Genomic DNA, 23,734 nt, shown 5'->3' on the forward strand with positions numbered 1-23,734 from the left:
GTCGCCAACGGCGTCAACGCTCAGTGATCACCTTGAAGACGAACCGGGGCACACCGCCATGGACGGTGTGCCCCGGAAACGGTGGTGCTACGGGTCAGAAGCCCGGGCCGTGCTGGTGGCCGTGACCGTGGCCGTGGCCGCCCGAGCCGGCCGGCTCGGCCTGCGCCGGCTTCTCCACCACGAGGCTCTCCGTGGTGAGCAGCAGGCCGGCGATCGAGGCGGCGTTGGTGACCGCGTTGCGGGTCACCTTCACCGGGTCGATGATGCCGGCCTTGACCAGGTCGCCGTACTCGCCGGTGGCGGCGTCGAGGCCGTTGCCCCACGCCATGTCGGCGACCTTCTGGGTCACGACGTAGCCGTCGTGGCCGGCGTTCTGCGCGATCCAGCGCAGCGGCTCGACCAGCGACTTGCGCACGATCGAGACGCCGACCTTCTCGTCACCGGTGAAGCCCAGGTCGTCGTCGAGCACGGGAAGGATCTGCACCAGGGCGGCGCCGCCGCCGGGCACGGTGCCCTCCTCGACCGCAGCCTTGGTCGCCGCGATGGCGTCCTCGATGCGGTGCTTGCGCTCCTTCATCTCGACCTCGGTCGCCGCACCCACCTTGATCACGGCGATGCCACCGGAGAGCTTCGCCAGCCGCTCGGCCAGCTTCTCCTTGTCCCAGTCGGAGTCGGAGGCCTCGATCTCCTTGCGGATCTGGGAGACCCGGTCGTCGACGTCGGCCTTCTGGCCGCCGCCGTCGACGATCGTGGTGTTCTCCTTGTCGACCACGACGCGCCGGGCGGTGCCCAGCACCTCCAGGCCGACCTGGTCGATCTTGTAGCCCAGCTCCGGGGCGACCAGTTCGGCGCCGGTGGAGATGGCGATGTCCTGGAGCATCGCCTTGCGTCGGTCGCCGAAGCCCGGGGCCTTGACCGCGCAGACCTTGAGAGTCTTGCGCAGCGAGTTGACCACGAGGGTCGAGAGCGCCTGGCCCTCCACGTCCTCGGCGATGATCAGCAGCGGCTTGCTGTTCTGCAGGACCTTCTCCAGCAGCGGCAGCAGCTCCTCGATCGCGGAGATCTTCTGCGTGGTGACCAGGATGTACGCGTCCTCGAGGACGGACTCCTGGCCCTCCAGGTCGGTGACGAAGTTGGGCGAGATGAAGCCCTTGTCGAACTGGAGACCCTCGGTCACCTCCAGCTCGGTGGTGAGCATCGAGCCCTCCTCGACGGTGATGACACCGTCGCGGCCGACCCGCTCCATCGCCTCGGCGATCAGTTCGCCGATGGTGGCGTCCTGCGCGGAGATCGTCGCCACGTTCGCGATCGACTTCTTGTCGGCGACCTCGACGGCCCGACCGAGCAGCGCCTCGGAGATCTTGGCGGCCGCCGCGTCGATGCCCCGCTTGAGGCCGGCCGGGTTGGTCCCGGCGGTGACGTTGCGCAGGCCCTCACGGACCATCGCCTGCGCCAGCACGGTCGCGGTGGTGGTCCCGTCGCCGGCGACGTCGTTGGTCTTGGTCGCCACCTCCTTGACCAGCTGCGCGCCGAGGTTCTCGTAGGGGTTGGTGAGCTCGATCTCCTTGGCGATGGTCACACCATCGTTGGTGATCGTCGGCGCACCGAATTTCTTGTCCAGGACGACGTTGCGCCCGCGCGGGCCGAGGGTGACCTTGACCGCGTCAGCGAGGGCGTTGACACCGTGCTCCAGCAGGTGCCGGGCGTCGTCCGAGAAGCTGAGGATCTTCGCCATAAATGTCCCTTCGAAGCGACGTCGCCCCGGCCCGGCGAGCCGGACCGGGGCAACGACACTGATCGGTTGCTTACTTCTCGATGACCGCGAGGACGTCGCGGGCGGAGAGCACCAGGTACTCCTCGCCGGCGTACTTGACCTCGGTGCCGCCGTACTTCGAGTAGAGGACGGTGTCGCCGACCTGAACGTCAACCGGAACCCGGTTGCCGTTGTCGTCGACGCGCCCCGGGCCCACAGCGAGGACAGTGCCCTCCTGCGGCTTCTCCTTGGCGGTGTCGGGGATCACGATGCCCGACGCCGTGGTGGTCTCAGCCTCGTTCGCCTGGACCACGATGCGGTCCTCGAGCGGCTTGATCGCAACCTTGGTCGCGGTAGTCACGGGCATACCCTCCTGGGGTACTGGTTTCGTTACCGGCCGGCGCGGCCGGCCAGCGTCAATCTGCCTCATGCCACCGGGCGGGGCCGTCGTCGCGGGTGCCGGTCCGCCTGGCGTTGCGCACCCGGGCCGAGACCCGGGAGCTGGCACCCTCGGGGTGAGAGTGCTAATCGCAGGTTATTCCGTGGCTAGCACTCCGTCAAGGAGAGTGCCAGCGAGTCGCGCCCCGCCAGCCTGGATTTCCGGATCCACCCGGACAATGACCGGGTGGATCTCGACCAACTGGCCGCGCTGCGTACCCCCGAGGGGTCGGCCGCGCTCACGGCGGCGGCCAGGCTGGCCGGCGGCGACCCGCTGGCCGCGGCGTCGGCGCTGCGCGCGACCGGGGTGCCGCCCGCGCTGGCCGCGGCGGCGCTCACCCAGGCCGAACTGCGCCACCGGGCGGTCGGCAAGTTCGGCCCGGCCGCCGCTGGGATGTTCCTCACCCGCGCCGGACTGGAGCAGGCCACCCGCCGGGTCGTCGCGGACCGCCGCGCCGAACGGCTGCGGGCGGCCGGCGTGCACACCCTGGCCGACCTCGGTTGCGGCCTGGGCGCCGACGCGCTCGCCGCCGCCCGCGCCGGCATCCGGGTGTACGGGGTGGAGGCCGACCCCGTGACCGCCGCGATGGCCGCCGCCAACGCCGCCGCGGCAGGGCTGGCGGAGCGGTTCACGGTCGAGTGCGGCGACGCCACCTCCTTCGACGTGTCCCGGGTCGACGGCGTCTTCTGCGACCCGGCCCGACGCCGGGCCGGCACCGGCCGGCGGATCTTCGACCCGCGCTCCTACTCGCCGCCGTGGGACTTCGTGACCGGGCTGGCCGAGCGGGTGCCACGCACGGTGGTGAAGGTGGCGCCGGGGCTGGACCACGCGCTCATCCCACCCGGCGCGGAGGCGGAATGGGTAAGCGTCGACGGCGACCTCGTCGAGGCTGCGCTCTGGTGCGGCGAGCTGGCCCAGGCGACCCGCCGCGCCACCCTCTACCGGCAGGAGGGCGCCGAGATCCGCCGCCACCAGCTCACCGGCTCGGGTGCCGCCGAGGCCCCGGTCGGGCCACCGCGCCGCTACCTGTACGACCCGGACGCGGCGGTGGTCCGCGCACACCTCGTCGCCGAGCTGGCCGAGGAGTTGGACGCCACCCTCGGTGACCCGAGCATCGCCTACCTCTACGCCGACCAGCCGACCCGCACCCCGTACGCGCGCTGCCTGGAGATCACCGACGTGCTGCCGTTCTCGCTCAAGCGCCTGCGGGCACTGCTGCGGGACCGCCGGGTGGGGCGGGTCGAGATCCTCAAGCGAGGTTCGGCGCTCACCCCGGAGCAGTTGCGGCGGGACCTGCGGCTGGCTGGCGACCAGGCGGCGAGTCTGGTGCTCACCCGGGTCGCCGGGGCACCGACCGTGTTGGTCTGCCGGCCGGTCGACTAGGTTCTCAGCTGTGGCGGGACAGGGCACTCCGGCGACGGCACTGCTGGTCAGGCGCGGGGTCGCGCACCGCACGCACCCGTACCGGGTGTCGCCGGACGTGCCCAACTACGGCGCGCTGGTGGCGGAGGCGCTCGGCGTGGCACCGGAGCGGGTGTTCAAGTCACTTGTGACAGAGGTCGACGGCGCGCTCACCGTGGCCGTCGTCCCGGTCACCGGCGAGCTGGACCTCAAGGCGCTCGCTGCGGCGGTCGGTGGCAAGCGGGCGGCCCTTGCCGATCGGGCGGTCGCCGAGCGGGCCACCGGCTACGTGCGCGGCGGCATCAGCCCGCTCGGGCAGCGTCGGCGGCTGCCCACCGTGCTGGACGAATCCGCATTGGACCTGCCGACGATCTACGTCTCCGCTGGCCGGCGGGGTCTGCAACTCGAACTCGCGGCGGCCGATCTGGTGGCGCTGACCGAGGCCCGCACCGCGGTGTTGCAGAGCCACTGAGGACCGTCATGACGGTCGACGTCTGGCGGATGGCCGGGGCGTAACAGCCGCGTTGCTGAATTGTTATCGCTATCAACAAACTCGGCACCTACGCGGTCTTGTGGACTCGGCGCGTGGCGAAATACGTTGCCGGGCACAACAAAACTACACCTCCCCCACCTTCCGAAAGGACCCTGCACATGCGTAAGGGGATCCTCACCATCGCCGCCGTGGGCCTGCTCGCGACCGGCGGCATGACCGCCTGCGGCAACGACTCCGGCGACGACCAGGCCAGCACCGCCAAGACTCCCAAGATCGGCGTGATCCTCCCGGACAGCAAGTCGTCCGTCCGCTGGGAGACCGCGGACCGCAAGTTCCTCAAGGAAGCGTTCGAGGCCGCCGGCGTCCAGTACGACATCCAGAACGCGCAGAACGACAAGTCCGCCTTCCAGACCATCGCCGACCAGATGATCACCAGTGGCGTCACCGTCCTGATGATCGTCAACCTCGACTCCGGCACCGGTAAGGCAGTCCTCGACAAGGCCAAGTCGCAGGGCGTCGCCACCATCGACTACGACCGGCTCACCCTCGGCGGCTCGGCCCAGTACTACGTCAGCTTCGACAACGAGACCGTCGGCAAGCTCCAGGGCGAGGGCCTGGCGAAGTGCCTGACCGCCCAGGGCGTCAAGAACCCGGTCGTGTCGTACCTGAACGGCTCCCCCACCGACAACAACGCCACCCTCTTCAAGAACGGCTACGACTCGGTGCTCAAGCCGAAGTTCGACGCCAAGGAATACGTCAAGGGCCCCGAGGACGCCGTACCGGCCTGGGACAACGCGCAGGCCACGACGATCTTCGAGCAGCAGCTCACCAAGGCCAACGGCAAGATCGACGGCGTGCTCGCCGCCAACGACGGCCTCGGCAACGCGGCCATCTCCGTGCTGAAGAAGAACAAGCTCAACGGCAAGGTCCCGGTCACCGGGCAGGACGCCAGCACCGAGGGCCTGCAGAACATCCTCAACGGTGACCAGTGCATGACCGTCTACAAGGCCGTCCGGGAAGAGGCCAAGGCCGCCTCCGACCTGGCCATCGCGCTGGCCAAGGGCGAGAAGAAGGACACCGGCCAGACGGTGAAGGACCCCGAGGGCGGCCGCGACGTCCCCTCGGTGCTGCTCACCCCGAAGGCCATCTACAAGGAGAACGTCAAGGACGTCATCGCCGACGGGTACGTGACCAAGGAAGAGGTCTGCGCCGGGACGTACGCCAAGCTCTGCGCCGACGCCGGCATCAGCTGACCGACGACGCAGTACCCGCCGGGACGACACCCGCCGCCCGGCACGGGAGCACCCTCCCGTGCCGGGCGGCGTCCGCCGGGCGGGCCCCCACACTCCCCTAAGGAGACCTCGTGACCGCGACCCCCCTGCTGGAACTACGTGGGATCGACAAGAGCTTCGGTCCCGTCCAGGTGCTCCGTGACGTCGCCTTGACCGTCCACCCCGGCGAAGTCACCGCGCTGGTCGGCGACAACGGCGCCGGCAAGTCGACCCTGGTCAAGTGCATCAGCGGCATCCACCCCACCGATGCCGGTGAGGTCCTGTTCAACGGCGAACAGGTCCACATCAGCAGCCCCCGCGACGCCGCCGCGCTCGGCATCGAGGTCGTCTACCAGGACCTCGCGCTCTGCGACAACCTCGACATCGTGCAGAACATGTTCCTCGGCCGGGAGAAGCGCAGCGGCATCGTCCTCGACGAACCGACCATGGAGCAGCTCGCCGCCGAGACACTCGCCGGGCTCTCCGTGCGCACCGTCACCTCGCTGCGCCAGCACGTCTCCAGCCTCTCCGGCGGCCAGCGACAGACCGTGGCCATCGCCAAGGCGGTGCTGTGGAACAGCAAGCTGGTCATCCTGGACGAGCCGACCGCCGCCCTCGGCGTCGCGCAGACCGCCCAGGTGCTCGAACTGGTCCGCCGGCTCGCCGACAACGGCCTTGCCGTGGTGCTCATCTCGCACAACATGAACGACGTCTTCGCCGTCTCCGACCGCATCGCCGCGCTGTACCTCGGCCAGATGGTCGCCCAGGTGAAGACCACCGACATCACCCATTCCCAGGTGGTCGAGCTGATCACCGCAGGGCGCTCGGGCGGGCTCGGCCTCGCCACCGACCCGGGTACGGGCGGCAACGGCAACGGCAACCAGCTGGCCGACTCGACCTCAGGAGGCGACCGATGACCACCACCGCCGTGCGGAAGGACGGCCCAGCGGCCGTCACACCGCCGCCGACCGTCGGGAGCCATGCCCGCACCTACCTGAGTCGGGTACGCGGCGGCGACGTCGGTGCGCTGCCCGCGGTGCTGGGCCTGATCGTGCTCTGCACCGTCTTCGCGGTCATGCGGCCGTCGTCGTTCCTGTCGGCCGGCAACTTCGCCAACCTCTTCACCCAGGGCGCGGCGGTCACGCTCATCGCGATGGGCCTGGTCTTCGTGCTGCTGCTCGGCGAGATCGACCTGTCCGCCGGCTTCGCCAGCGGCGTCTGCGCCGCCGTACTCGCCAATGTGGTCACCGTGCTCGGCTACCCCTGGTGGGTGGCCGTGCTCGCCGCCGTCGCCACCGGCGTGGTCATCGGCACCACCCTCGGCCTGCTGGTCGCGAAGATCGGCATTCCGTCCTTCGTGGTCACCCTCGCCGGGTTCCTCGCCTTCCAGGGCATCGTGCTGATGCTCATGAAGGAGGGCACCAACATCTCCGTCCGCGACGACGTGCTTGTCGCCATCGCCAACCGCAACCTCGGCCCCATCCTGGGCTGGGTGCTCGCCATCGTGGCGGTCGCCGGTTACGCGGCCGTGCAACTGCTGAGGCACCGCAACCGGATCGCCCGGGGCCTGATCACCGATCCGCTGGCCGTCGTGGCCGCCCGGATCGTCGGGCTCGCCGTCCTGCTCGGCACGGCGGTCTTCATCCTCAACCTGGAGCGCAGCCGCAACGTGCTGGTCGTCTCCCTCAAGGGTGTGCCGATCGTGGTGCCGGTCATCGCGGTACTGCTGATCGTCTGGACCTTCGTGCTCCAGCGCACCAGCTACGGCCGACACATCTACGCCGTCGGCGGCAACCGGGAGGCGGCCCGTCGCGCCGGCATCGAGGTGGACCGGATCCGGATCTCCGTCTTCGTGATCTGCTCCTCGATGGCCGCCGTCGGGGGCATCGTGGCCGCGAGCCGGGCCAACTCTGTGGACCCCAACACCGGGGGCAGTAACGTACTGCTCTACGCCGTCGGCGCGGCGGTGATCGGCGGCACCAGCCTCTTCGGTGGCAAGGGCCGGGTCTTCGACGCCGTGCTCGGCGGAGCGGTGGTCGCGGTCATCGACAACGGAATGGGCCTGATGGGTTACAGCGCGGGAGTCAAGTACGTGGTCACCGGCGTGGTGCTCATGCTCGCCGCCAGCGTCGACGCCTTCTCCCGCCGCCGGGCAGCCGCCACCGGCACCCGCTGACCACGCGGGGGAGGTGACACCACATGCGCCCGGCACCAAGCCAGGACGAGGTCCGGCGGCAGAACCTCGGGGCTCTGCTGCGACACGTCCACGTCCACGGGGCGACCACGCGGGCCGAACTGACCACCACCCTGAGGCTGAACCGCAGCACCATCGGCGCGCTCACCGCCGACCTGACCGCGGTGGGGCTGGTCAGCGAGGGCACTCCGAAGGAGACCGGCCGGGCCGGACGTCCGTCGCTGGTCGTCCGGCCCGAATCGGACCGGGTGTACGCATACGCGTACTCCGTTGAGGTGGACCGACTGCGCGCCGCCCGCGTCGGTCTGGGCGGCGCGGTGCTGGACCGCCGGGACCTGGACCGACCGCGCGGCCTGCTGGCCGCAGAGGCCGCGCCGCTGCTGGCCGGCGCGGTCAAGGACATGCAGCAGGCGATACCCGCCGACGCGATCTGTGTCGGCGCCGGCGTGGCCGTCTGCGGCATGGTCCGCCGGGACGACGGCCTGGTCCGGCTCGGCCCCGCCACCGGCTGGGTGGACGAGCCGATCGGCGCGGCGCTCGGCGCCGAACTGGGCATCGACGTTCCAGTCACGGTCGGCAACGTGGCCGACGTGGCGGCGTTCGCCGAACACGCGCGGGGCGTCGCAGCCGGCTGCGACAACGTCATCTACCTGTACGGCGACGTCGGCGTGGGCGCCGGCATCATCGCCGGAGGACGCCGGCTGACCGGGCACGGCGGGTACGGCGGCGAGGTGGGCCACATGAAGGTGGTCCGCGACGGCAGGCCCTGCGAGTGCGGGTCCCGGGGCTGCTGGGAGACCGAGATCGGCGAGCACGGCCTGCTCCGCGCCGCCGGACGCTCCGACGCCCGCGGCCGTGAGGCGCTGCTGGCCGTCTTCGACGCCGCCGACCGCGGTGACGCCCGAGCCCAGTCGGCGGTACGCCAGGCCGGCGACTGGCTCGGCTTCGGAGTGGCCAACCTGGTGAACGTCTTCAACCCGGAGATGGTCATCTTCGGCGGCACCATGCGGGACCTCTACCTCGCCGCGGCGGCCCAGGTCCGCAGCCGGCTCAACTCCAACGCGCTCGGCGCGTGCCTGGAGCACGTCCGGCTGCGCACCCCGCAACTGGGCGAGGACGCACCGTTGATCGGCGCCGCCGAACTGGCCTTCGAACGGCTCCTCGCGGACCCCCTCGACGTGGGCTGATCCGCGTACCCTGTCCGGCGTGGATGTCGAGCTGCGTGCCTCCGACGACGACCGCCACCGGGTGGTCGCCGAGCTGCACCGGCACACCACGGCGGGCCGGCTGACGCTGGACGAGTTCTCCGACCGGGCCGCTGCGGTGTGGACAGCGCGCACCCTCGGTGACCTGGCGGTGCTGACCCGTGACCTGCCGGCCCTGCCCGGCTCCGGCGCCGAAACCTCCGGCAGCGGCGACCCCGTCGGGCATGGCCGCCGGGAGTTGCTGGTGCTCTTCGCCGTCGCCGCGCTCACCCTGCTGCTGCTCGGTGGTTTCCTCGCCATCACCCGCTGATCCGCGCCCCGACCGATGAACTGATCGAGCGGTCAGTCCGTACCAGTGGACGGACGGGCAGCCGGCAGACAGCGGCTGCCCGGTCCAGACGCGTTCGGTCCGGACCGAGGAGGCACCCCAGACATGGCACCGCTCAGATCCGCCCGTCGCCAGCCGGGCCACCGGACCCACCGGGCGGCGATGCTGCTCATCGCGATCGTCGCGGGGATCGGTGTGCTGCCCGGCGTGGCCGTCGCCGCTCCCGCCGGGGGCCAGCAGCTCAACGCCGCCGACATGACGCTGCTCAACGGGGTGCGGCTGGCCGGGCTGTGGGAGATGCCCGCCGGTCAGATGGCGGCCGAGAAGGGGCAGTCGGCCAAGGTCCGGGAGATCGGCGCGGGCATCGCCAACGAGCACCAGCAGCTCGACCAGCTCGTCGTGGACGCCGCCAACAAGCTCGGGGCGACGATTCCCAGCGAGCCGACCGCCGAGCAGAAGGGCTGGCTGGCGGAGATGCAGAAGGCCTCCGGCGCCCGGTTCGACCAGATCTTCGTCACCCGGCTCCGGGTGGCCCACGGCAAGATCTTCCCGGTGATCGGCGCGGTGCGGGCCAGCACCCGCGACGCGACCGTCCGCAAGCTCTGCGACGACGCCAACGGCTTCGTCATGCACCACATGCAGATGCTGGAGAGCACCGGGCTGGTCCGCTGGCCGGAGCTGCCGCCGGCCGCGCTGCCCGCTCCCGGCAGTGACGGGCTGCTGGCCGCCGCCGCGGCCAACACCGGTCCACAGGTCGGGGTCAGCAGCACCGTCGTCTGGCTGGTCTTCCTCGCCGCTCTGGGCACCGGCGGAATCGCCACCTACCGGATGCTGCGCCGCAACTGATCGGCGGCGGCGGCGCTGGTGGCCCCCGTCAGCGGTCGACCTGGGTGAAATCCCAGGAGTGCGGGGCGCGGGCCACCAACAGGGCGGGCGGATCGGGCAGCGGACGCGGGTTGCTGCGCCATTTGGAGATGACCACCACCCGGTGGTCGGTGGAGGAGAAGACCTCGCTGGACACGTGCAGCGGGTCGTGCTCCAACTCGGGCAGGGCGGTGTCGCACACCCACGTGATCAGGTCGGCGACACCGTACGCCTCGGCACGCGCCTCCCACATCCGCACGATCATCTCCGGTGCCCCCGTCACACGCTGACCGTGGTCAGCGGCAGCGCCGAGTCGGCCGGCAGGTCCAGCCGGCTCGGCGCGACCCCGGCGGCGACCAGGTGCGAACCGAGCGCGGCCACCATCGCCCCGTTGTCGGTGCACAGCTTCGGCCGGGGCACCCGGACCCGGATGCCGTACTTCTCGGCCCGCTGCTCGGCCAGCGCCCGCAGCCGCGAGTTCGCCGCAACTCCCCCGCCGATCACCAGCGTGTCGATCCCGTTCGCCCGGCAGGCGGCGAGCGCCTTGCTGGTCAGCACGTCACAGACCGCCTCCTGGAAGGACGCGGACACGTCCGCCACCGGCACCGGCTCGCCGGCGCGCTGCCGCGCCTCGACCCAACGGGCCACCGCCGTCTTCAGCCCCGAGAACGAGAAGTCGTACCGGTGGGCGGCGAGGTCCTTCGCGGCGGTCAGGCCGCGCGGGAAGGCGATCGAGGCGGCGTCGCCGGCCCGGGCCTCCCGGTCGATGGGCGGCCCGCCCGGGAACGGCAACCCGAGCAGTCGGGCGACCTTGTCGAACGCCTCACCGGCCGCGTCGTCGATGGTGGCCCCGAGCGGGGTGACTCCCCTCGCCAGGTCGTCGACGAGCAGCAGGGACGAGTGCCCGCCGGAGACGAGCAACGCGATGGCGGGTTCCGGCAGCGGCCCGTGCTCCAGGGTGTCCACCGCGACGTGGGCGGCGAGGTGGTTGACGCCGTACACCGGCTTCTCGGCGGCCAGCGCGTACCCCTTGGCGGCGGCCACGCCGACCAGCAGGGCGCCGGCGAGCCCCGGCCCGGAGGTGACCGCGATGGCGTCGATGTCGGCGAGGGTGACCCCGGCCTCCGTCAGGGCCCGCTGCATGGTCGGCACGATGGCCTCCAGGTGGGCCCGGCTGGCCACCTCGGGCACCACGCCACCGAAGCGGGCGTGCTCCTCGACGCTTGACGCGAGCGCGTCGGCCAGCAGGGTGTGCCCCCGCACGATGCCGACGCCGGTCTCGTCGCAGGAGGTCTCGATGCCCAGGATCAGCGGTTCGTCAGCCATCGTCGTGTGGTCCATCTCCGGTCGGCTCGGCGACGCGCTGCATGACCAGCGCGTCGGTGTTGCTCGGTTGGTAGTAGCCGCGCCGCACCCCGATCGGCTCGAACCCGTACATCGCGTAGAGCCGCTGCGCGGCGGCGTTGTCCACGGCGACCTCCAGCAGGGTGTTGCGGGCGCCTCGCCGGGCGGCCTCGGCGAGAAGGTCCTCCAGCAGGGCACGTCCCACGCCGCGCCTCTGGACGTCCCGTCGGACGGCGATGTTCTGCACCCACACCTCGTCCGGCGGGGCTCCGGCGAGCCCGGCGTAGCCGAGGACGGTCCCGTCGGTGTCGGCGGCGACCCGGTAGTAGTGCCCGTTGGCCAGCTCGTTCCAGAACATGGCGGGCGACCACTGTTCGGCGCCGAACAGGTCCGCCTCGATCGGCATCGCCTGCTCGACGTGCCACCAGCGGAACGGGTCCAGCCGGACGGTCGTGCTCACGGAAGGACCGGTTTGCGCCCGGTCGCTGCCACGGCGTCCGGACGGCGCAGATAGAGCGGGGTGAGTCGCTCACCGGGGGCGCCGGCCCGGATCCGCTCGGCGGCGAGCCGCGCCAGCACGGTGGCATCCGGGTAGCGGGGCTCGACCCGGACCGGCAGCTCCAGGACCTCGGCGTACCGGTGCGCACCGTCGCCCACCGCGACCGTCGCACCCAACTCCCGGGCGTGCGCGGCGGCCACCACCGGCGTGGACACCTCGGGGCCGAGGATGCGCTGGCCGGCGCCGTCGTAGACGGCCCAGTACAGTTCCCGGCGGCGCGCGTCGCTGGCAGCCAGCACCGGCTCGCCGGCGGCTGCCGGGTGGCCGATCCCATCCAGGGAACAGACGCCGTACGTGGGGATGCCGAGCACCTGACCCATCGTGGCGGCGGTGACCAGGCCAACCCGCAGCCCGGTGAACGGCCCCGGGCCGAGCCCGGCGACGATGGCGGTCAGGTCACGCGGGCGCGCGTCGACGTCGGCGAGGACCGCGTCGATCTGGGGCGCGAGCAGTTCACCGTGCGCGCGGGCGTCGACCGTGCACCGGTACGCACGGGACGTCAGGCCGGCAGCCGAGATCTCCACCAACGCTGCGGTCACCGCGGGGGTTGAGCTGTCCACCACGAGTACGAGCACGGTAAGCCAGCCTAGCCGCCCCACCGCCACCACCCGGTCACGCCCCGCCCCGGTCAAGCTCCCGCCCACGCCCACAGCCTCGCCACCCGCCGCATAGGCGTCGCTCGGGCCCTACCGGTTGCCACCGCCAGCGGCCGCCGTTCCGGCCCACCCCTCGCGGCCACCGTCTGCGGCCTGGTCAGCCACTCGACGGTGACGGGAGGCGCATCCCTCAACGAGCGTGATGTCTGTGAGACATTTTGATGTCTCACAGACATCACGCTCATCGGGACAGGGCCCGCCGCCCGCCCACAGGTCATCGGCCGGAGCAGCCCTCGGCCGGAGCGACGCCGAGTCGTCAATACGCCGTACTGGTTTCGCGGGCATCTCGGCCTGGTCCACCATGCCGGGATGTCTTCCACTCGCCTTGCCTCCCTCCTCGGCGCCGCAGTGCGGCAGCAACGACAACTGCGCGAGTTGAGCCAGCGTCAGTTGGCCGCGCTGGCTGGGGTCAGCCAGGGGGCGGTGGCCCACATCGAACGCGGCGAGCGCCCGCCGAGCATCCCGCTGCTGGAGCGATTGCTCGCCGCGATGGACGTGCAGTTGGTCGTGGGGGTTGAGCCGCTGGACGCGCACCTCGACGCCCGGATCGACGACCTGGCCGCCCGACCGATCGCCGAGCGGATCGATGAGCTGGGTCTGGATCGGTTGCTCGACCGGCTCCCCGATCTCCCGCAGGTGATCACCGGAAGCACCGCTGCGCTGTTGCAGGGCGCGCCGGTGCCGGTCGACGCGCTGGAGATCGCCCTGCGATGGCAGGACTCGAAACAGTTCACCCGCTGGCTGGAGGCGAACTACGGCCAGCGGTGGAACGCCCGCTGGGGCGAGTTCGGCGGGGTGTGGTTGGACCCCGAGGAGCAGGGCGAGCACCGCTGGTCGACCCGCTACGGCGAAATCAAGGCCACGATGTGCGATGAACTGCCCGAAACGATCGAGGTACGCCACGACGGGCGGGGTTACCAGGTGGTGCCACTGGTCGAGCTGGAATTGACCGAACCGCGGGCCGCCGAGCTGCTGCGCCGCTATCGGGCCCGGCAGCTGGCCAGCGAGGCTTGACCCACCGGCCGGCAGCGGGGGCCGCACCGGCACGACCGGCCAGACGAACGGCGCACCACGCCCAGCGCACGGGCGCGGTCAGCAGACGGCCGGCACGGTCAGCAGACGGCCGGCGCGGTCAGCCGGTGGTGCGTTCCCAGTCGATGGTGGGCAGGCCAGCGTCGGCGAGGGCCTTGTTGGCCGCGCTGAACGGACGGCTCCCGAGAAAGCCGCGCGGGTTCATCGGGCTGGGGTGACCGGCCTCCAGCACCACGTGCTGCGGGTTGGTGACCAGGGCGGCCTTCTTACGGGCGTAGCCGCCCCAGAGCAGGAAGACCACCCGGTCCGGCGACGCGTCCAGCGCCCGGATGGTGGCGTCGGTGAACTCTTCCCAGCCGGCGTTGGCGTGCGAGCCCGGCGTGGCCTGGCGCACGGTCAGCACCGCGTTGAGCAGCAGCACGCCCTGGGCGGCCCAGCCGGCGAGGTTGCCGTTGGGCGGCTTGGGCACGCCCAGGTCCTCGCCCAACTCCTTGAAGACGTTGCGCAGCGACGGCGGCACCGCCACCCCGTCCCGGACGCTGAAGCTCAGCCCGTGGGCCTGCCCGGCCCGGTGGTAGGGATCCTGCCCGAGGATCAACACGCGGGTGCCCTGCGGCGGGCAGAGCTGGTATGCCGAGAACAGGTCCGCCAGCGGCGGGAAGACGGTGTGTGTCGCGTACTCCCGGGCGACGAACTCGGCCAGCGCGGCCGTGCGGGCCGGGTCCAGGTGTGGGGTGAGCACGGCACGCCACTGCTCCGGCAACAGGGCCAACAGATCCAGGGCGGGGGCGTCGTCGGGCATCAGGAACCTCTCACAGCGCGGGTCGGTCCCCCGCACTCTAGGCATCGCGTACGACAGTGGCCCGCCGGCCTAACCCAGATCGGCCAGCCGCCGGGCCCAGTCACCACCCACCGGGTCCAGCTCGATGATCCGGGTGTCGTCGTCGCGGCGGTCGATGCGGACGCGAAGGTGCGCGTCGACCAACTGCTCCACCAGGCCCTCGCCCCACTCCACCACGGTCACCGACTCGTCCACCGAGGCGTCCAGGTCCAGGTCGTCGATCTCGGCACGCGGATCGCTGGCGTCGCCCAGCCGGTACGCGTCGGCGTGCACCAACGACACCCGGCCGCCCCGTGCCGGGTCGGGCCGGTGCACCCGGGCGATCACGAACGTCGGGGAGGTGATGTCCCCGAGTACGCCGAGCCCCGCACCGACGCCCTGGGTGAGCGCGGTCTTTCCGGCACCCAGCGGGCCGGTCAACAGCACCAGGTCACCGGCCCGCAGCAGCCCGGCCAGCCGACGGCCGAACTCCCGGGTGTCCTCGACGGTCGGCAGTTTGACGACGTGACTCACCGGTCCTCCACGTTCTCCAGTGACCCGAGAAACCGCTCCAGGGCGGCGTTGACCTCGTCGGCGTGCTCCAGCATCACCACGTGCCCGCTGTCCTCGATTTTGACGAACTCGGCGTGCGGCAACCGCCGGACGATCTCCTCGGAGTGGGTCACCGGAGTGATCATGTCCTTGTCGCCGACGACCACCAGCACCGGGGCGTTCGCCAGCGCGGCCAGCGCCGGGAATCGCGAGTGCGTGGCGATGGTCCGCAGGTAACGGGTCACCGTGTCGGCCGACGTCCGTGAGTTCATCATCTCCACGTACGACACCAGCGCCGGGCTGGGCTTGCGCGTGCCGAAGCCGTACCTGCGCGTGAGCAGCCAGGCCACGTTCGAGGTGGACCTGCGGGCCTTGTCGATGACCTGGCCGCCGTACCGGGTGGCGTTGCTGGCCATGTACAGCACCGGGGCGCCGACCCTGCCGAGCAGCGCCGGTGCGACAAGCTTGGTCTCCGCGATCAGGCCGCCCGAGGTGGCCATCAGCACGGTGCCCACCACCCGGTCACCGAACAGCTCCGGGAACAGCTCGGCGAACGCCATGATGGTCATGCCGCCCATCGAGTGGCCCACCAGCACCAGCGGCCCGTCCGGGGTGGTCCGGTCGATCACCTCGCGCAGCGTTCGACCCAGCACCGCGAGGTCGTACTCGCCGGTCTCCAATCGGCCGGACCGGCCGTGACCGGGCTGGTCGTACGCGACGATCCGGTAGTCGCCGCGCGCGGCGAGCATCTGGCGCTGGAAGTGGAACGTGCCCATGTCCAGGCAGAAGCCGTGCACCAGCACCACCGTGGGGTGCCCGGCCACCGGGCGGGTCGGCTCGACCACCTCGACGTGGATGTCGGTGCCGTCCGGCAACTCCAGCCGGAACGCCTCGTCACACGGCTGCTCGTCGAACGTCTCGTGCGCGTAGCGGTCGGTCGGGTCGGCCTTGAGCCGGCGCACCAGGGTGCGTTCGGTCGCGACGCCGGCGGCCAGGCCGGCCGCGGCCACCCCCACCGCGGCGCCCAGCAGGCCGGCGACCCGGCCGGCCGCCGTCCGAGGACGCGGAATCCGATAACTCATGGTCGTTCGCCGTCATACAGCCGGGGTACGCGCGTACTGCCGAACCGGGTGACGATCTCGTAGTTGATCGTGCCGACCGCCTCGGCCCAGTCGTCGGCGGTCGGTGCGCCGTCGGTGCCGTCACCGAACAGCGTCGCCACGTCGCCGTCGACCACCGGGTCGTCCCCGCAGTCGATCACGAACTGGTCCATGCAGACCCGCCCGGAGATGGTCCGCCGCGCGCCGGCGAGCTGCACGGGCCCGGTGTTGGACGCGTGCCGGGGCACGCCGTCGGCGTACCCGAGGGGCACCACGGCCAGGTTCGCGTCCGCCGCCGTGGTGTAGGTGTGCCCGTAGGAGACGCCGGTGCCGGCGGGCACCCGCTTGGTGAGCATCACCCGGGCCCGTGCGGTCATCGCCGGCCGCAGCCCGTACGTGTCGCCGGCCACCGGGGAGAGACCGTAGACGGCCAGCCCCGGGCGGACCAGGTCGAAGTGGGTGTCGGGGCGGGTCAGGGTGGCCGCCGAGTTGGCCAGGTGCCGCCAGCGCGGCCGCAGGCCGGCCTGCTCGACCATGGCCAGGCCCTCGTGGAAGACGGCGAGCTGCCGATCGGTGGTCGGGTGGCCGGGCATGTCCGCGTACACGAAGTGGCTCCACACACCGACCACCTCGACGAGGCCGTCGGCCTGCGCCTTGGCGGCGGCGTCCAGCAGCGCCGGCCAGTCGGCGACTGTCGCGCCACCCCGGGACAACCCCGTGTCGATCTTCAGGTGCAGTCGGGCCGGACGCTCGGCACGCCGGCTCGCCTCAACCATCTCGTCCAGCTGGGACAGGCTGGCCGCGCTCAGGTCCACACCGGCACTGACCCCCTCGTGCAGCGGCAACCCGGGTGCGAGCAGCCAGGCCAGCACCGGCGCGGTGATCCCGGCTCGACGCAGCGTGAGCGCCTCGTCGAGGGTGCAGACGCCGAGCCAGTCGGCTCCCGCGTCGAGGGCCGCGCGGGCGACCGGGAGCATGCCGTGGCCGTACCCGTCGCCCTTGACCACCGCCATCACCTCGGCGGTGGTGCCGGAGCGGAGCCGGCTCACGTTCTCGCGGATCGCGTCGAGATCAACGCGTACCTCGGCCTGCCACATGCACCCAGCCTACTTTCCGCCCTGATCACTGCGGGCGGCGACGCACGGCCCGACCCGCCGATCCGACCAGCTGACCCGAAACCATCATGATCCGTCCAGCCGGGCGATGACCGGACGCAGCGCGGCCGCCACGTCGGGCGCCGTCACCGGGCCGCCCCGGGCCGCCTCCCGACCGGCCAGCCCGTGCAGGTACGCGGCAGCGGCGGCGGCGCGGTCCGCCGGTACCCCGGCCGCCAGGAACGAGCCGAGCAGCCCGGCCAGCACGTCACCCGTGCCGCCGGTGGCCAACGCCGGAGTGCCGGTCGGGTTGACGTACGCCCGGCCGTCCGGCGTGCCGATGACCGTGCGGTCCCCCTTGAGCAGCACCACCGCGTTCATCCAGGCGGCCAGCCGCAGTGCGGCCCCGACCCGGTCGGCGCCGGGCTCCTCCCCGCAGAGCCGGGTGAACTCCCGGTCGTGCGGGGTGACCACGATCGGCGCGTCCCGGCCGCGCAGCCGGTCGGCGAGGGAGCCGTCCACCAGCAGGGTCAGCGCGTCGGCGTCGAGCACCACCGGCACCGGGGCGGCCAGGACGGCTCGCAGTTCGGCCGCCGCGTCGTCGCCGGTGCCCAACCCGGAGCCGCACACCCAGGCCTGCACCCGGCCGGCCTCGGCGACCCGATCGGTGGCGATCACCGAGGGGTGCTGGTGCAGCACCTCGACCCGGGCACCGCCGGCGTAGCGGACCAGCCCGGTCGGCCCCGCGAGGGCCCCGCCGACGGAGAGCACCGCCGCACCCGGGTACGTCGCCGAGCCGGTCGCCACCCCGACCACGCCCCGGGTGTACTTCTCCGACGCCGCGCCCAGCTCCGGCCACCACTGCACGACGTCGGACCACTCGGTGACCCGCAGCGCGGGTGTGCCCCGCAGCCACGACCGCAGCCCGATGTCGACAAGTTCCACCTGCCCGGCCAACGCGGCTGCCGGCCCGACCACCAGGGCGGGCTTCAGCGCGCCGAACGTCACCGTCACGTCGGCGCGTACCGCGGTGGGCCGGCCGGACGCGGCCAGCGGGACGTGCCCGGTGTCCACCGCAACCCCGCTCGGCACGTCGACGGCCAGCACGGTGGCCCGGTGGCCGTCCCGGCCGCGCAGCGCGCCGAGGCGCTGGACCATCTCGTCGGCGCTCGCCCGCAGCCCGCCCGTGCCACCGATGCCGACGATGCCGTCGAGGACCAGGTCGACCGGGCCGTCCGGGCGGTCGACCAGTCGGCCACCGGCGGCCCGCAGCGCGGCCAGGCCCTCGGCGTGCGCCCGTCCGGGGGTGATCAGCAGGGCGGACACCTCGACGCCCCGGCGGGCCAGCCGTTCCCCGGCGTAGAGCGCGTCGCCGCCGTTGTCACCGGAGCCGACCAGCAGCAGCACCCGACCGCCGTACACCCCGCCCCGCTCGGCGAGCAGAAGCGCGGCCCGGCGGGCCAGCCCGGCGGCGGCGCGCTGCATCAGCGTGCCCTCCGGCAGCGTGCCCATCAGCCCCGCCTCGGCCGCCCGTACGTCGGCCACCCGCCACACCGGTCTCATGTCACCGTGTCCCATCCGGTTCGCGGGCGGGCCGGCCGGGCCCACCCGATCGACGTCACCGTTCCGCGACCACCATGGCCGACGCGATCCCGCCGTCGTGCGACAGCGAGAGATGCCAATTGTTGATCCCCCGCGCGACGGCCGCCGCCGCGACGGTGCCGGAGACCGTCAGCCAGGGACGGCCGTCCGGGTCGGGCACGATCTCGCAGTCGTGCCAGCTCAGCCCGGCCGGGGCGCCGAGCGCCTTGGCGACGGCCTCCTTCGCGGCGAAGCGGGCGGCGAGCGACTCAGGCGAGCGCGGGCTGCCGGATCGGGTGGCGCGCTCGGCGTGGGTGAAGAGCCGGTCGGCGAGCAGCGGCGTCCGCGCCAGGGACCGCGCGAACCGGTCCACCAGCACGACGTCGATGCCGACAGCGACGATCACCAGACCACCCTACCGGCGGCGCGGGCCGCAGATTAGCCGTCGGGCACGCCGTGGGCAACGCCTGTGGACACCACGGGGTACGGCGCTGAGCGGCTGTCCACAGGGCACCGCGGGAGCGCCCCAGGCCCGTCTAGCGTCAGCGCGTCGATGCCGATCGTCCACGGGGGTGGGGTCATGACCGAGGAGCCGTTCACCGTCCGGCCGCAGGAGTTGCGCGCTGTGGCCGGCGCGCTCGACGACGAGGCGTACGGGTTGGCGCTGGGCCTGGCCAGGGTGCCCGGCCTGCTGGTGCCGGCGGCCGGTTGGCGGGCTGCCGCGGCTCTGGCCGGGCTGGAGGCGGCCGGGCACGCCTGGTTCCGCCGGCTGGGTGCCCGGGTGGCGGCGGCCGCCGGTGGAGTGCGGGCGTCGGCCGAGGCGTACGAGACGGTGGACGACCGGGCCGCCGGCCGGTTCACCTCCCTGCCCCGGTGACCGGCGTCGGCTACCGGCAGCTCTGGGAGGCCGACCCCGGCGGGTGGCGGGCCGCCGGCGCGGCCTGGGCCGGGCTGACCGGGCCGGTGCAGGGGCGCGTCGACGGGTTGGGCGGTGCTGCCGGGCGGTTGCGGGGCGGTTGGTCCGGTGCGGCGGCCACGGCGGCCGACGCCCGGCTCGGCGGTCTGCGCGACGAGCTGGTGTCGGTGACGCCCGCGCTGATCGAGGCCGACCAGGTGCTGGCCGATCTGGCCGGACGGCTGGTGGCGGCGAAGGCCCGGCTTGGCGAGGCGGTCGCCCTGGCCGATGCGGCCGGTCTGGCGGTGGACCGGGCGGGCGGGGTGCACGTCGATCCGGCCCGAGTGCGGCCCACCGAGCGGACCGGCCTGGCGGCGGCACGGGTGGCGGCGGCGCTGCGGGACGCGCTCGACCGGGCCGGGGCGGCGGACCGGGCAGCCGCCGCCCGGTTGGACGAGCTGGCCCGCGCCGCCGCGTCCGGCTGGGCTTCCCCGCCGCCGCCCGGTCGACCCGATTCCGGGGCCTCGCCGGCCCTGGTGCGCGCCTGGTGGTCCGGGTTGACCCCAGCCCAGCGGCGATGGCTGGTCCTGCGCGAGCCGGCCCTGGTCGGCCGCCTGGACGGGGTGCCGGTGGCCGCCCGTGACCAGGCCAACCGGCTGCTGCTCGGGTCCCGGCGTGCGGAGTTGCTCGCCGAGCGGCGACGGTTGCTGGCACGGGTTCCTCCGGGGCCGGTCGCCTCGGTTCGGCTGCGGGCGGTGGCGGCGCGGCTGGCCGGCCTGGACGCGCTGGCCGAGCGCCTGACGGTGGCCGGGGAACCGCGGGCGTACCTGCTGGGGCTGGATCCCGCAGGCGAGGGCCGGGTGGTGGTGGCGCTCGGCGACCCGGACCAGGCCGACCGGGTGTTGACGTACGTGCCGGGGACGGGCTCCGGTCTGGACGACGCCCCCGGCGAGCTGGGTCGGGCGGCGCGGGTCCTGGACCGGTGCGCTGCGCTCGCCCCGGGTGAGCGCAGCGCGGCGGTGCTCTGGCTGGACTACGACGCGCCGGATTTCCTCCACGAGGCGGCGTCGGCCGGCCAGGCCCGGGATGCGGGCCCGGCGCTGCACCGCTTCCAGGAAGGGCTGCGCGCCAGCCACGAGGGACCTCCTGCGCGGCAGACCGTGCTCGGGCACAGCTACGGGTCGCTCGTGGTGGGTGTGGCCGCCCGGGAGCACGGGTTGGCCGCCGACGCGCTGGTGTTCGTCGGCTCACCCGGGGTCGGTGCGGCACACGCCGGCGAGTTGGGCGTGCCACCGGCGCAAGTCTGGGCCAGCCAGGCCCCCGACGACGTGATCCGCCTGGCCCAGCCGGTGGACGAGCTGGGCCGGCGGGCCCTGCTCGGCACGGCGCCACTCGCCGCCGTGCTGGGCTGGCCCGACCGCACCGGCCACGAGCTGTGGTTCGGTCACGATCCATCCGATCCCGGGTTCGGCGGTCGGGTCTTCCGCAGTGGCCCGGGCGGGCACTCCGGTTACTGGGACCCGGGCAACCCCGCACTGGACGGGATGGCCCGGGTCGTGCTGGGCCGCTGAGGGCTACTCGACGGTGACCGACTTGGCCAGGTTGCGGGGCTGGTCCACGTCGTGCCCCCGGGCGGCGGCGATCTCGGCGGCGAGCACCTGGAGCGGCACCGTGGTGACCAGGGGCGCCAGCAGGGTCGGCGTACGCGGCACGTAGATCAGGTGGTCGGCGTACCGGACGACAGCCTCGTCGCCCTCTTCGGCGATCACGATGGTGCGGGCGCCGCGCGCCCGTACCTCCTGGATGTTGGAGACGACCTTGTCGTGCAGCATCCCCCGGCCGACCGGCGACGGCACCACGCAGATCACCGGGGTGCCCTTGTCGATCAGAGCGATCGGGCCGTGCTTCAGCTCGCCGGCCGCGAAGCCCTCGGCGTGCATGTACGCCAGTTCCTTGAGCTTGAGTGCGCCTTCCAGCGCGACCGGGTAGCCGACGTGCCGGCCGATGAACAGGATGGTGGGCTCGGACTTCAGCTCGCGGGCCAGCTCGCGGACGGGCTCGATCCGGTCCAGCAGCTCACGCAGCTTGCCCGGCATCTCCTGCAACTGGGCGACGACCGCGCCTACCTCGTCGGCGAACTTGATGCCGCGTACCTGGGCCAGGTGCAGCCCGATCAGATAGCAGGCGACGAGCTGGGTGAGGAACGCCTTTGTGGAGGCGACGGCGATCTCCGGCCCGCCGTGGGTGTAGAGCACGGCGTCGGACTCGCGGGGAATCGTCGAGCCGTTGGTGTTGCAGATGGCCAGCACCCGGGCCTTCTGCTCCTTGGCGTGCCGCAGCGCCATCAGGGTGTCCATCGTCTCGCCGGACTGCGAGATCACCACGATCAGCGTGGACCGGTCGAGCACCGGGTCGCGGTAGCGGAACTCGCTGGCCAGCTCCACCTCGCAGGGGATCCGGGTCCAGTGCTCGATGGCGTACTTGGCGACCATGCCGGAGTGGTACGCCGTGCCGCAGGCCACGATGAAGATCTTGTCGACGTCGCGCAGATCCTGGTCGCTGAGGCGGACCTCGTCCAGGGCGATCTCACCGGTCTCGGTGAGCCGGCCGAGCAGTGTGTCGGCGATGGCCTGCGGCTGCTCCTCGATCTCCTTGAGCATGAACCAGTCGTAGCCACCCTTCTCGGCAGCCGACGAGTCCCAGTCGATGTGGAAGTCCTTGCCGGCGGCGGGCTGGCCGTCGAAGTCGGTGATCTCGATGCTGTCGCCGGTGATCAGGACGATCTGGTCCTGGCCCAGCTCCACCGCGTCCCGGGTGTGCTCGATGAACGCGGCCACGTCGCTGGCCAGGTAGTTCTCCCCGTCGCCCCGGCCGACCACCAACGGCGAGCTACGCCGGGCACCGACGACCGCGCCGGGCACCGCGGCGTCGACCGCGAGCAGGGTGAACGCGCCCTCCAGCCGCTGGCAGACCACCCGCATGGCGGCGGCGAGCAGCTGCGGGCTGTCCGGCTGGCCAGCGGCACGCAGGTCGGCCAGCGCGGCGGAGAGCAGGTGCGCGGCGCACTCGGTGTCGGTGTCGCTGGTGAACTGGACGCCGTCGGCCTCCAGCTCGGCGCGGAGCTTGGCGAAATTCTCGATGATGCCGTTGTGGATGACCGCGACCCGGCCGTCAGGGGCGGTGTGCGGGTGGGCGTTGCGGTCGGTCGGGCCGCCGTGGGTGGCCCAGCGGGTGTGCCCGATGCCGGTCATGCCGTCACCGATGCCGATCGGGCTGGCCGCGCAGGAGGTCGGGTCGTCGGCGGCCCGCTCGGAGAGCACCTTCTCCAGGTTGGCGAGCTTGCCGGCCTTCTTCTCGGTCAGCAGTTGGTCGTCGCAGACGATCGCGACGCCCGCCGAGTCGTAGCCGCGGTATTCCAGCCGCCGCAGCCCGTCGAGCACGATGCCCAGTGCGGGGCGCGCGCCCGCGTATCCCACGATTCCACACATGGCCCGCAGCCTAACCCAGTTTCGCTCATCGCGGTTGCTCGAAAGCCGGGTTATCAATCACCGAATCTGAGCGATGAGTGGTTGAGTGTCCAGACCAGGACAAGCCGACCGCCGAAACAGAGCCGGCCCACAGCCTCGACGCGCCATACCCGTTCCCACCCCACCCAGCCGCGTTACCCCACCCTCGCCCGCAGCCCCGCCCACACAGCACCACCCCGCCCCACCTGTACGCCCACCCCACCCCCGCCCCACCTGCCCTGCTCGCCCGCCCCGCCCCGCCCTCTGCCCCGCCCTGCCGTGCCGCGCCCGTCCTGCCCCGACCTGCCCCGACCTAGCCGACTCAGCCCCGACCGACCCGACCCGGCGATCTTGCAGTTTCCGTCGCCCTCATGCGTGGAATGCCCCTTATGCCAAGGCAGAGAGTGCAAGATCGCCAAGACGGAGCGCGGGAGGCGCCTGGTCACACGGGCTCCCGCCGTCGATCATCGAGCTATGGTGCCCGATTAGTGATTCATTGACCGCCTTGTCCCCCACCACAACTCCATGATCGACGGGCGGAAGCGGGAGCGGGCTCGAGCCGGACCAGGGCCGGGCGAACCAGGGCCGGGCGCGACCGGCCGGGGCCGGGCGCGACCGGCCGGGGCCGGGCGCGACGGGCTGGGGCG

At 72.5% G+C, this 23,734-nt stretch carries 24 protein-coding genes; 11 read left to right on the top strand and 13 right to left on the bottom strand.

Annotated elements, in window-relative coordinates; translation table 11 throughout:
• Positions 1 to 94: 94 nt before the first annotated feature.
• Both groL and groES read right to left on the bottom strand, forming a co-directional pair.
• Positions 95 to 1,735 (bottom strand): chaperonin GroEL, encoded by a 1,641-nt coding sequence (gene groL, locus ABZ780_RS28405; RefSeq protein ID WP_357007049.1) that lies wholly within the window; start codon positions 1,733 to 1,735, stop codon positions 95 to 97.
• Positions 1,736 to 1,805: 70 nt separating this feature from the next.
• Complete coding sequence (groES, locus tag ABZ780_RS28410) at positions 1,806 to 2,120, bottom strand: co-chaperone GroES (RefSeq protein WP_030330046.1); 315 nt, start codon at positions 2,118 to 2,120, stop codon at positions 1,806 to 1,808.
• 258 nt (positions 2,121 to 2,378) lie between these two features.
• Between groES and ABZ780_RS28415 the strand changes: the two genes are divergently transcribed.
• From ABZ780_RS28415 to ABZ780_RS28450, 8 genes are all read left to right on the top strand, one after another.
• A complete protein-coding gene (locus tag ABZ780_RS28415) occupies positions 2,379 to 3,575 on the top strand; it encodes a methyltransferase domain-containing protein (RefSeq protein WP_357007047.1) in 1,197 nt (398 codons plus the stop codon).
• 10 nt (positions 3,576 to 3,585) lie between these two features.
• Positions 3,586 to 4,065, top strand: a complete 480-nt coding sequence (ybaK, locus tag ABZ780_RS28420) for a Cys-tRNA(Pro) deacylase (protein ID WP_357007045.1) — start codon at positions 3,586 to 3,588, stop codon at positions 4,063 to 4,065.
• 179 nt (positions 4,066 to 4,244) lie between these two features.
• A complete protein-coding gene (locus ABZ780_RS28425; RefSeq protein WP_357007043.1) occupies positions 4,245 to 5,339 on the top strand; it encodes a substrate-binding domain-containing protein in 1,095 nt (364 codons plus the stop codon).
• A 110-nt stretch (positions 5,340 to 5,449) separates the two neighbouring features.
• Entirely contained in the window at positions 5,450 to 6,274 is an 825-nt protein-coding gene (locus tag ABZ780_RS28430) for an ATP-binding cassette domain-containing protein (RefSeq protein WP_357007040.1), read from the top strand.
• Positions 6,271 to 7,533 (top strand): ABC transporter permease, encoded by a 1,263-nt coding sequence (locus tag ABZ780_RS28435; RefSeq protein ID WP_357007037.1) that lies wholly within the window; start codon positions 6,271 to 6,273, stop codon positions 7,531 to 7,533. The genes ABZ780_RS28430 and ABZ780_RS28435 overlap by 4 nt, the downstream gene beginning before the upstream one ends.
• A gap of 23 nt (positions 7,534 to 7,556) precedes the next feature.
• On the top strand, positions 7,557 to 8,738 hold the full coding sequence (locus ABZ780_RS28440; RefSeq protein ID WP_357007034.1) for an ROK family protein: 1,182 nt from the start codon (positions 7,557 to 7,559) through the stop codon (positions 8,736 to 8,738).
• A 19-nt stretch (positions 8,739 to 8,757) separates the two neighbouring features.
• A complete protein-coding gene (locus ABZ780_RS28445; RefSeq protein ID WP_357007031.1) occupies positions 8,758 to 9,066 on the top strand; it encodes a DUF1707 domain-containing protein in 309 nt (102 codons plus the stop codon).
• A gap of 123 nt (positions 9,067 to 9,189) precedes the next feature.
• Complete coding sequence (locus ABZ780_RS28450; protein ID WP_357007028.1) at positions 9,190 to 9,930, top strand: DUF4142 domain-containing protein; 741 nt, start codon at positions 9,190 to 9,192, stop codon at positions 9,928 to 9,930.
• A 28-nt stretch (positions 9,931 to 9,958) separates the two neighbouring features.
• Here the strand turns inward: ABZ780_RS28450 and ABZ780_RS28455 are convergent, their stop codons facing one another.
• Genes ABZ780_RS28455 through tsaB form a run of 4 tightly spaced genes read right to left on the bottom strand, consistent with a single transcriptional unit; the run spans position 9,959 to position 12,426 of the window.
• Entirely contained in the window at positions 9,959 to 10,213 is a 255-nt protein-coding gene (locus tag ABZ780_RS28455; protein ID WP_053660576.1) for a hypothetical protein, read from the bottom strand.
• A gap of 14 nt (positions 10,214 to 10,227) precedes the next feature.
• On the bottom strand, positions 10,228 to 11,274 hold the full coding sequence (gene tsaD, locus ABZ780_RS28460; protein ID WP_357007025.1) for a tRNA (adenosine(37)-N6)-threonylcarbamoyltransferase complex transferase subunit TsaD: 1,047 nt from the start codon (positions 11,272 to 11,274) through the stop codon (positions 10,228 to 10,230).
• Complete coding sequence (gene rimI / locus ABZ780_RS28465) at positions 11,267 to 11,752, bottom strand: ribosomal protein S18-alanine N-acetyltransferase (RefSeq protein ID WP_357007022.1); 486 nt, start codon at positions 11,750 to 11,752, stop codon at positions 11,267 to 11,269. Before rimI ends, tsaD begins: the two co-directional genes overlap by 8 nt.
• A complete protein-coding gene (gene tsaB, locus ABZ780_RS28470) occupies positions 11,749 to 12,426 on the bottom strand; it encodes a tRNA (adenosine(37)-N6)-threonylcarbamoyltransferase complex dimerization subunit type 1 TsaB (protein ID WP_357008174.1) in 678 nt (225 codons plus the stop codon). The genes rimI and tsaB overlap by 4 nt, the downstream gene beginning before the upstream one ends.
• A gap of 390 nt (positions 12,427 to 12,816) precedes the next feature.
• Here tsaB and ABZ780_RS28475 point away from each other — a divergent pair, with 390 nt between their 5' ends.
• Positions 12,817 to 13,521, top strand: coding sequence for a helix-turn-helix transcriptional regulator (locus ABZ780_RS28475; protein ID WP_357488044.1), 705 nt, complete (start codon positions 12,817 to 12,819; stop codon positions 13,519 to 13,521).
• 118 nt (positions 13,522 to 13,639) lie between these two features.
• Here ABZ780_RS28475 and ung read toward each other — a convergent pair whose 3' ends face one another.
• The 6 genes from ung to ABZ780_RS28505 form a co-directional block, all read right to left on the bottom strand.
• Complete coding sequence (ung, locus tag ABZ780_RS28480) at positions 13,640 to 14,341, bottom strand: uracil-DNA glycosylase (protein WP_357007016.1); 702 nt, start codon at positions 14,339 to 14,341, stop codon at positions 13,640 to 13,642.
• Positions 14,342 to 14,410: 69 nt separating this feature from the next.
• On the bottom strand, positions 14,411 to 14,893 hold the full coding sequence (tsaE, locus tag ABZ780_RS28485; protein WP_357007013.1) for a tRNA (adenosine(37)-N6)-threonylcarbamoyltransferase complex ATPase subunit type 1 TsaE: 483 nt from the start codon (positions 14,891 to 14,893) through the stop codon (positions 14,411 to 14,413).
• A complete protein-coding gene (locus ABZ780_RS28490) occupies positions 14,890 to 15,993 on the bottom strand; it encodes an alpha/beta hydrolase (protein ID WP_357488045.1) in 1,104 nt (367 codons plus the stop codon). Before ABZ780_RS28490 ends, tsaE begins: the two co-directional genes overlap by 4 nt.
• Positions 15,990 to 17,108 (bottom strand): alanine racemase, encoded by a 1,119-nt coding sequence (gene alr / locus ABZ780_RS28495; RefSeq protein WP_357488046.1) that lies wholly within the window; start codon positions 17,106 to 17,108, stop codon positions 15,990 to 15,992. The genes ABZ780_RS28490 and alr overlap by 4 nt, the downstream gene beginning before the upstream one ends.
• Before the next feature lie 84 nt (positions 17,109 to 17,192).
• Positions 17,193 to 18,668, bottom strand: a complete 1,476-nt coding sequence (locus ABZ780_RS28500; RefSeq protein ID WP_357488047.1) for an NAD(P)H-hydrate dehydratase — start codon at positions 18,666 to 18,668, stop codon at positions 17,193 to 17,195.
• A gap of 55 nt (positions 18,669 to 18,723) precedes the next feature.
• A complete protein-coding gene (locus ABZ780_RS28505) occupies positions 18,724 to 19,092 on the bottom strand; it encodes a holo-ACP synthase (RefSeq protein WP_357006999.1) in 369 nt (122 codons plus the stop codon).
• A 174-nt stretch (positions 19,093 to 19,266) separates the two neighbouring features.
• Between ABZ780_RS28505 and ABZ780_RS28510 the strand changes: the two genes are divergently transcribed.
• Positions 19,267 to 19,563: a type VII secretion target gene (locus tag ABZ780_RS28510; protein WP_357006996.1), complete on the top strand. Its 297-nt coding sequence runs from the start codon at positions 19,267 to 19,269 to the stop codon at positions 19,561 to 19,563.
• Entirely contained in the window at positions 19,560 to 21,152 is a 1,593-nt protein-coding gene (locus ABZ780_RS28515; RefSeq protein WP_357006992.1) for an alpha/beta hydrolase, read from the top strand. Before ABZ780_RS28510 ends, ABZ780_RS28515 begins: the two co-directional genes overlap by 4 nt.
• A gap of 3 nt (positions 21,153 to 21,155) precedes the next feature.
• Here the strand turns inward: ABZ780_RS28515 and glmS are convergent, their stop codons facing one another.
• Positions 21,156 to 23,069: a glutamine--fructose-6-phosphate transaminase (isomerizing) gene (gene glmS, locus ABZ780_RS28520; protein WP_357006989.1), complete on the bottom strand. Its 1,914-nt coding sequence runs from the start codon at positions 23,067 to 23,069 to the stop codon at positions 21,156 to 21,158.
• Positions 23,070 to 23,734: the final 665 nt, after the last annotated feature.

This window comes from Micromonospora sp. NPDC047467, from assembly GCF_040643095.1.
In the GTDB taxonomy this organism is placed as follows: Bacteria; Actinomycetota; Actinomycetes; order Mycobacteriales; family Micromonosporaceae; genus Micromonospora.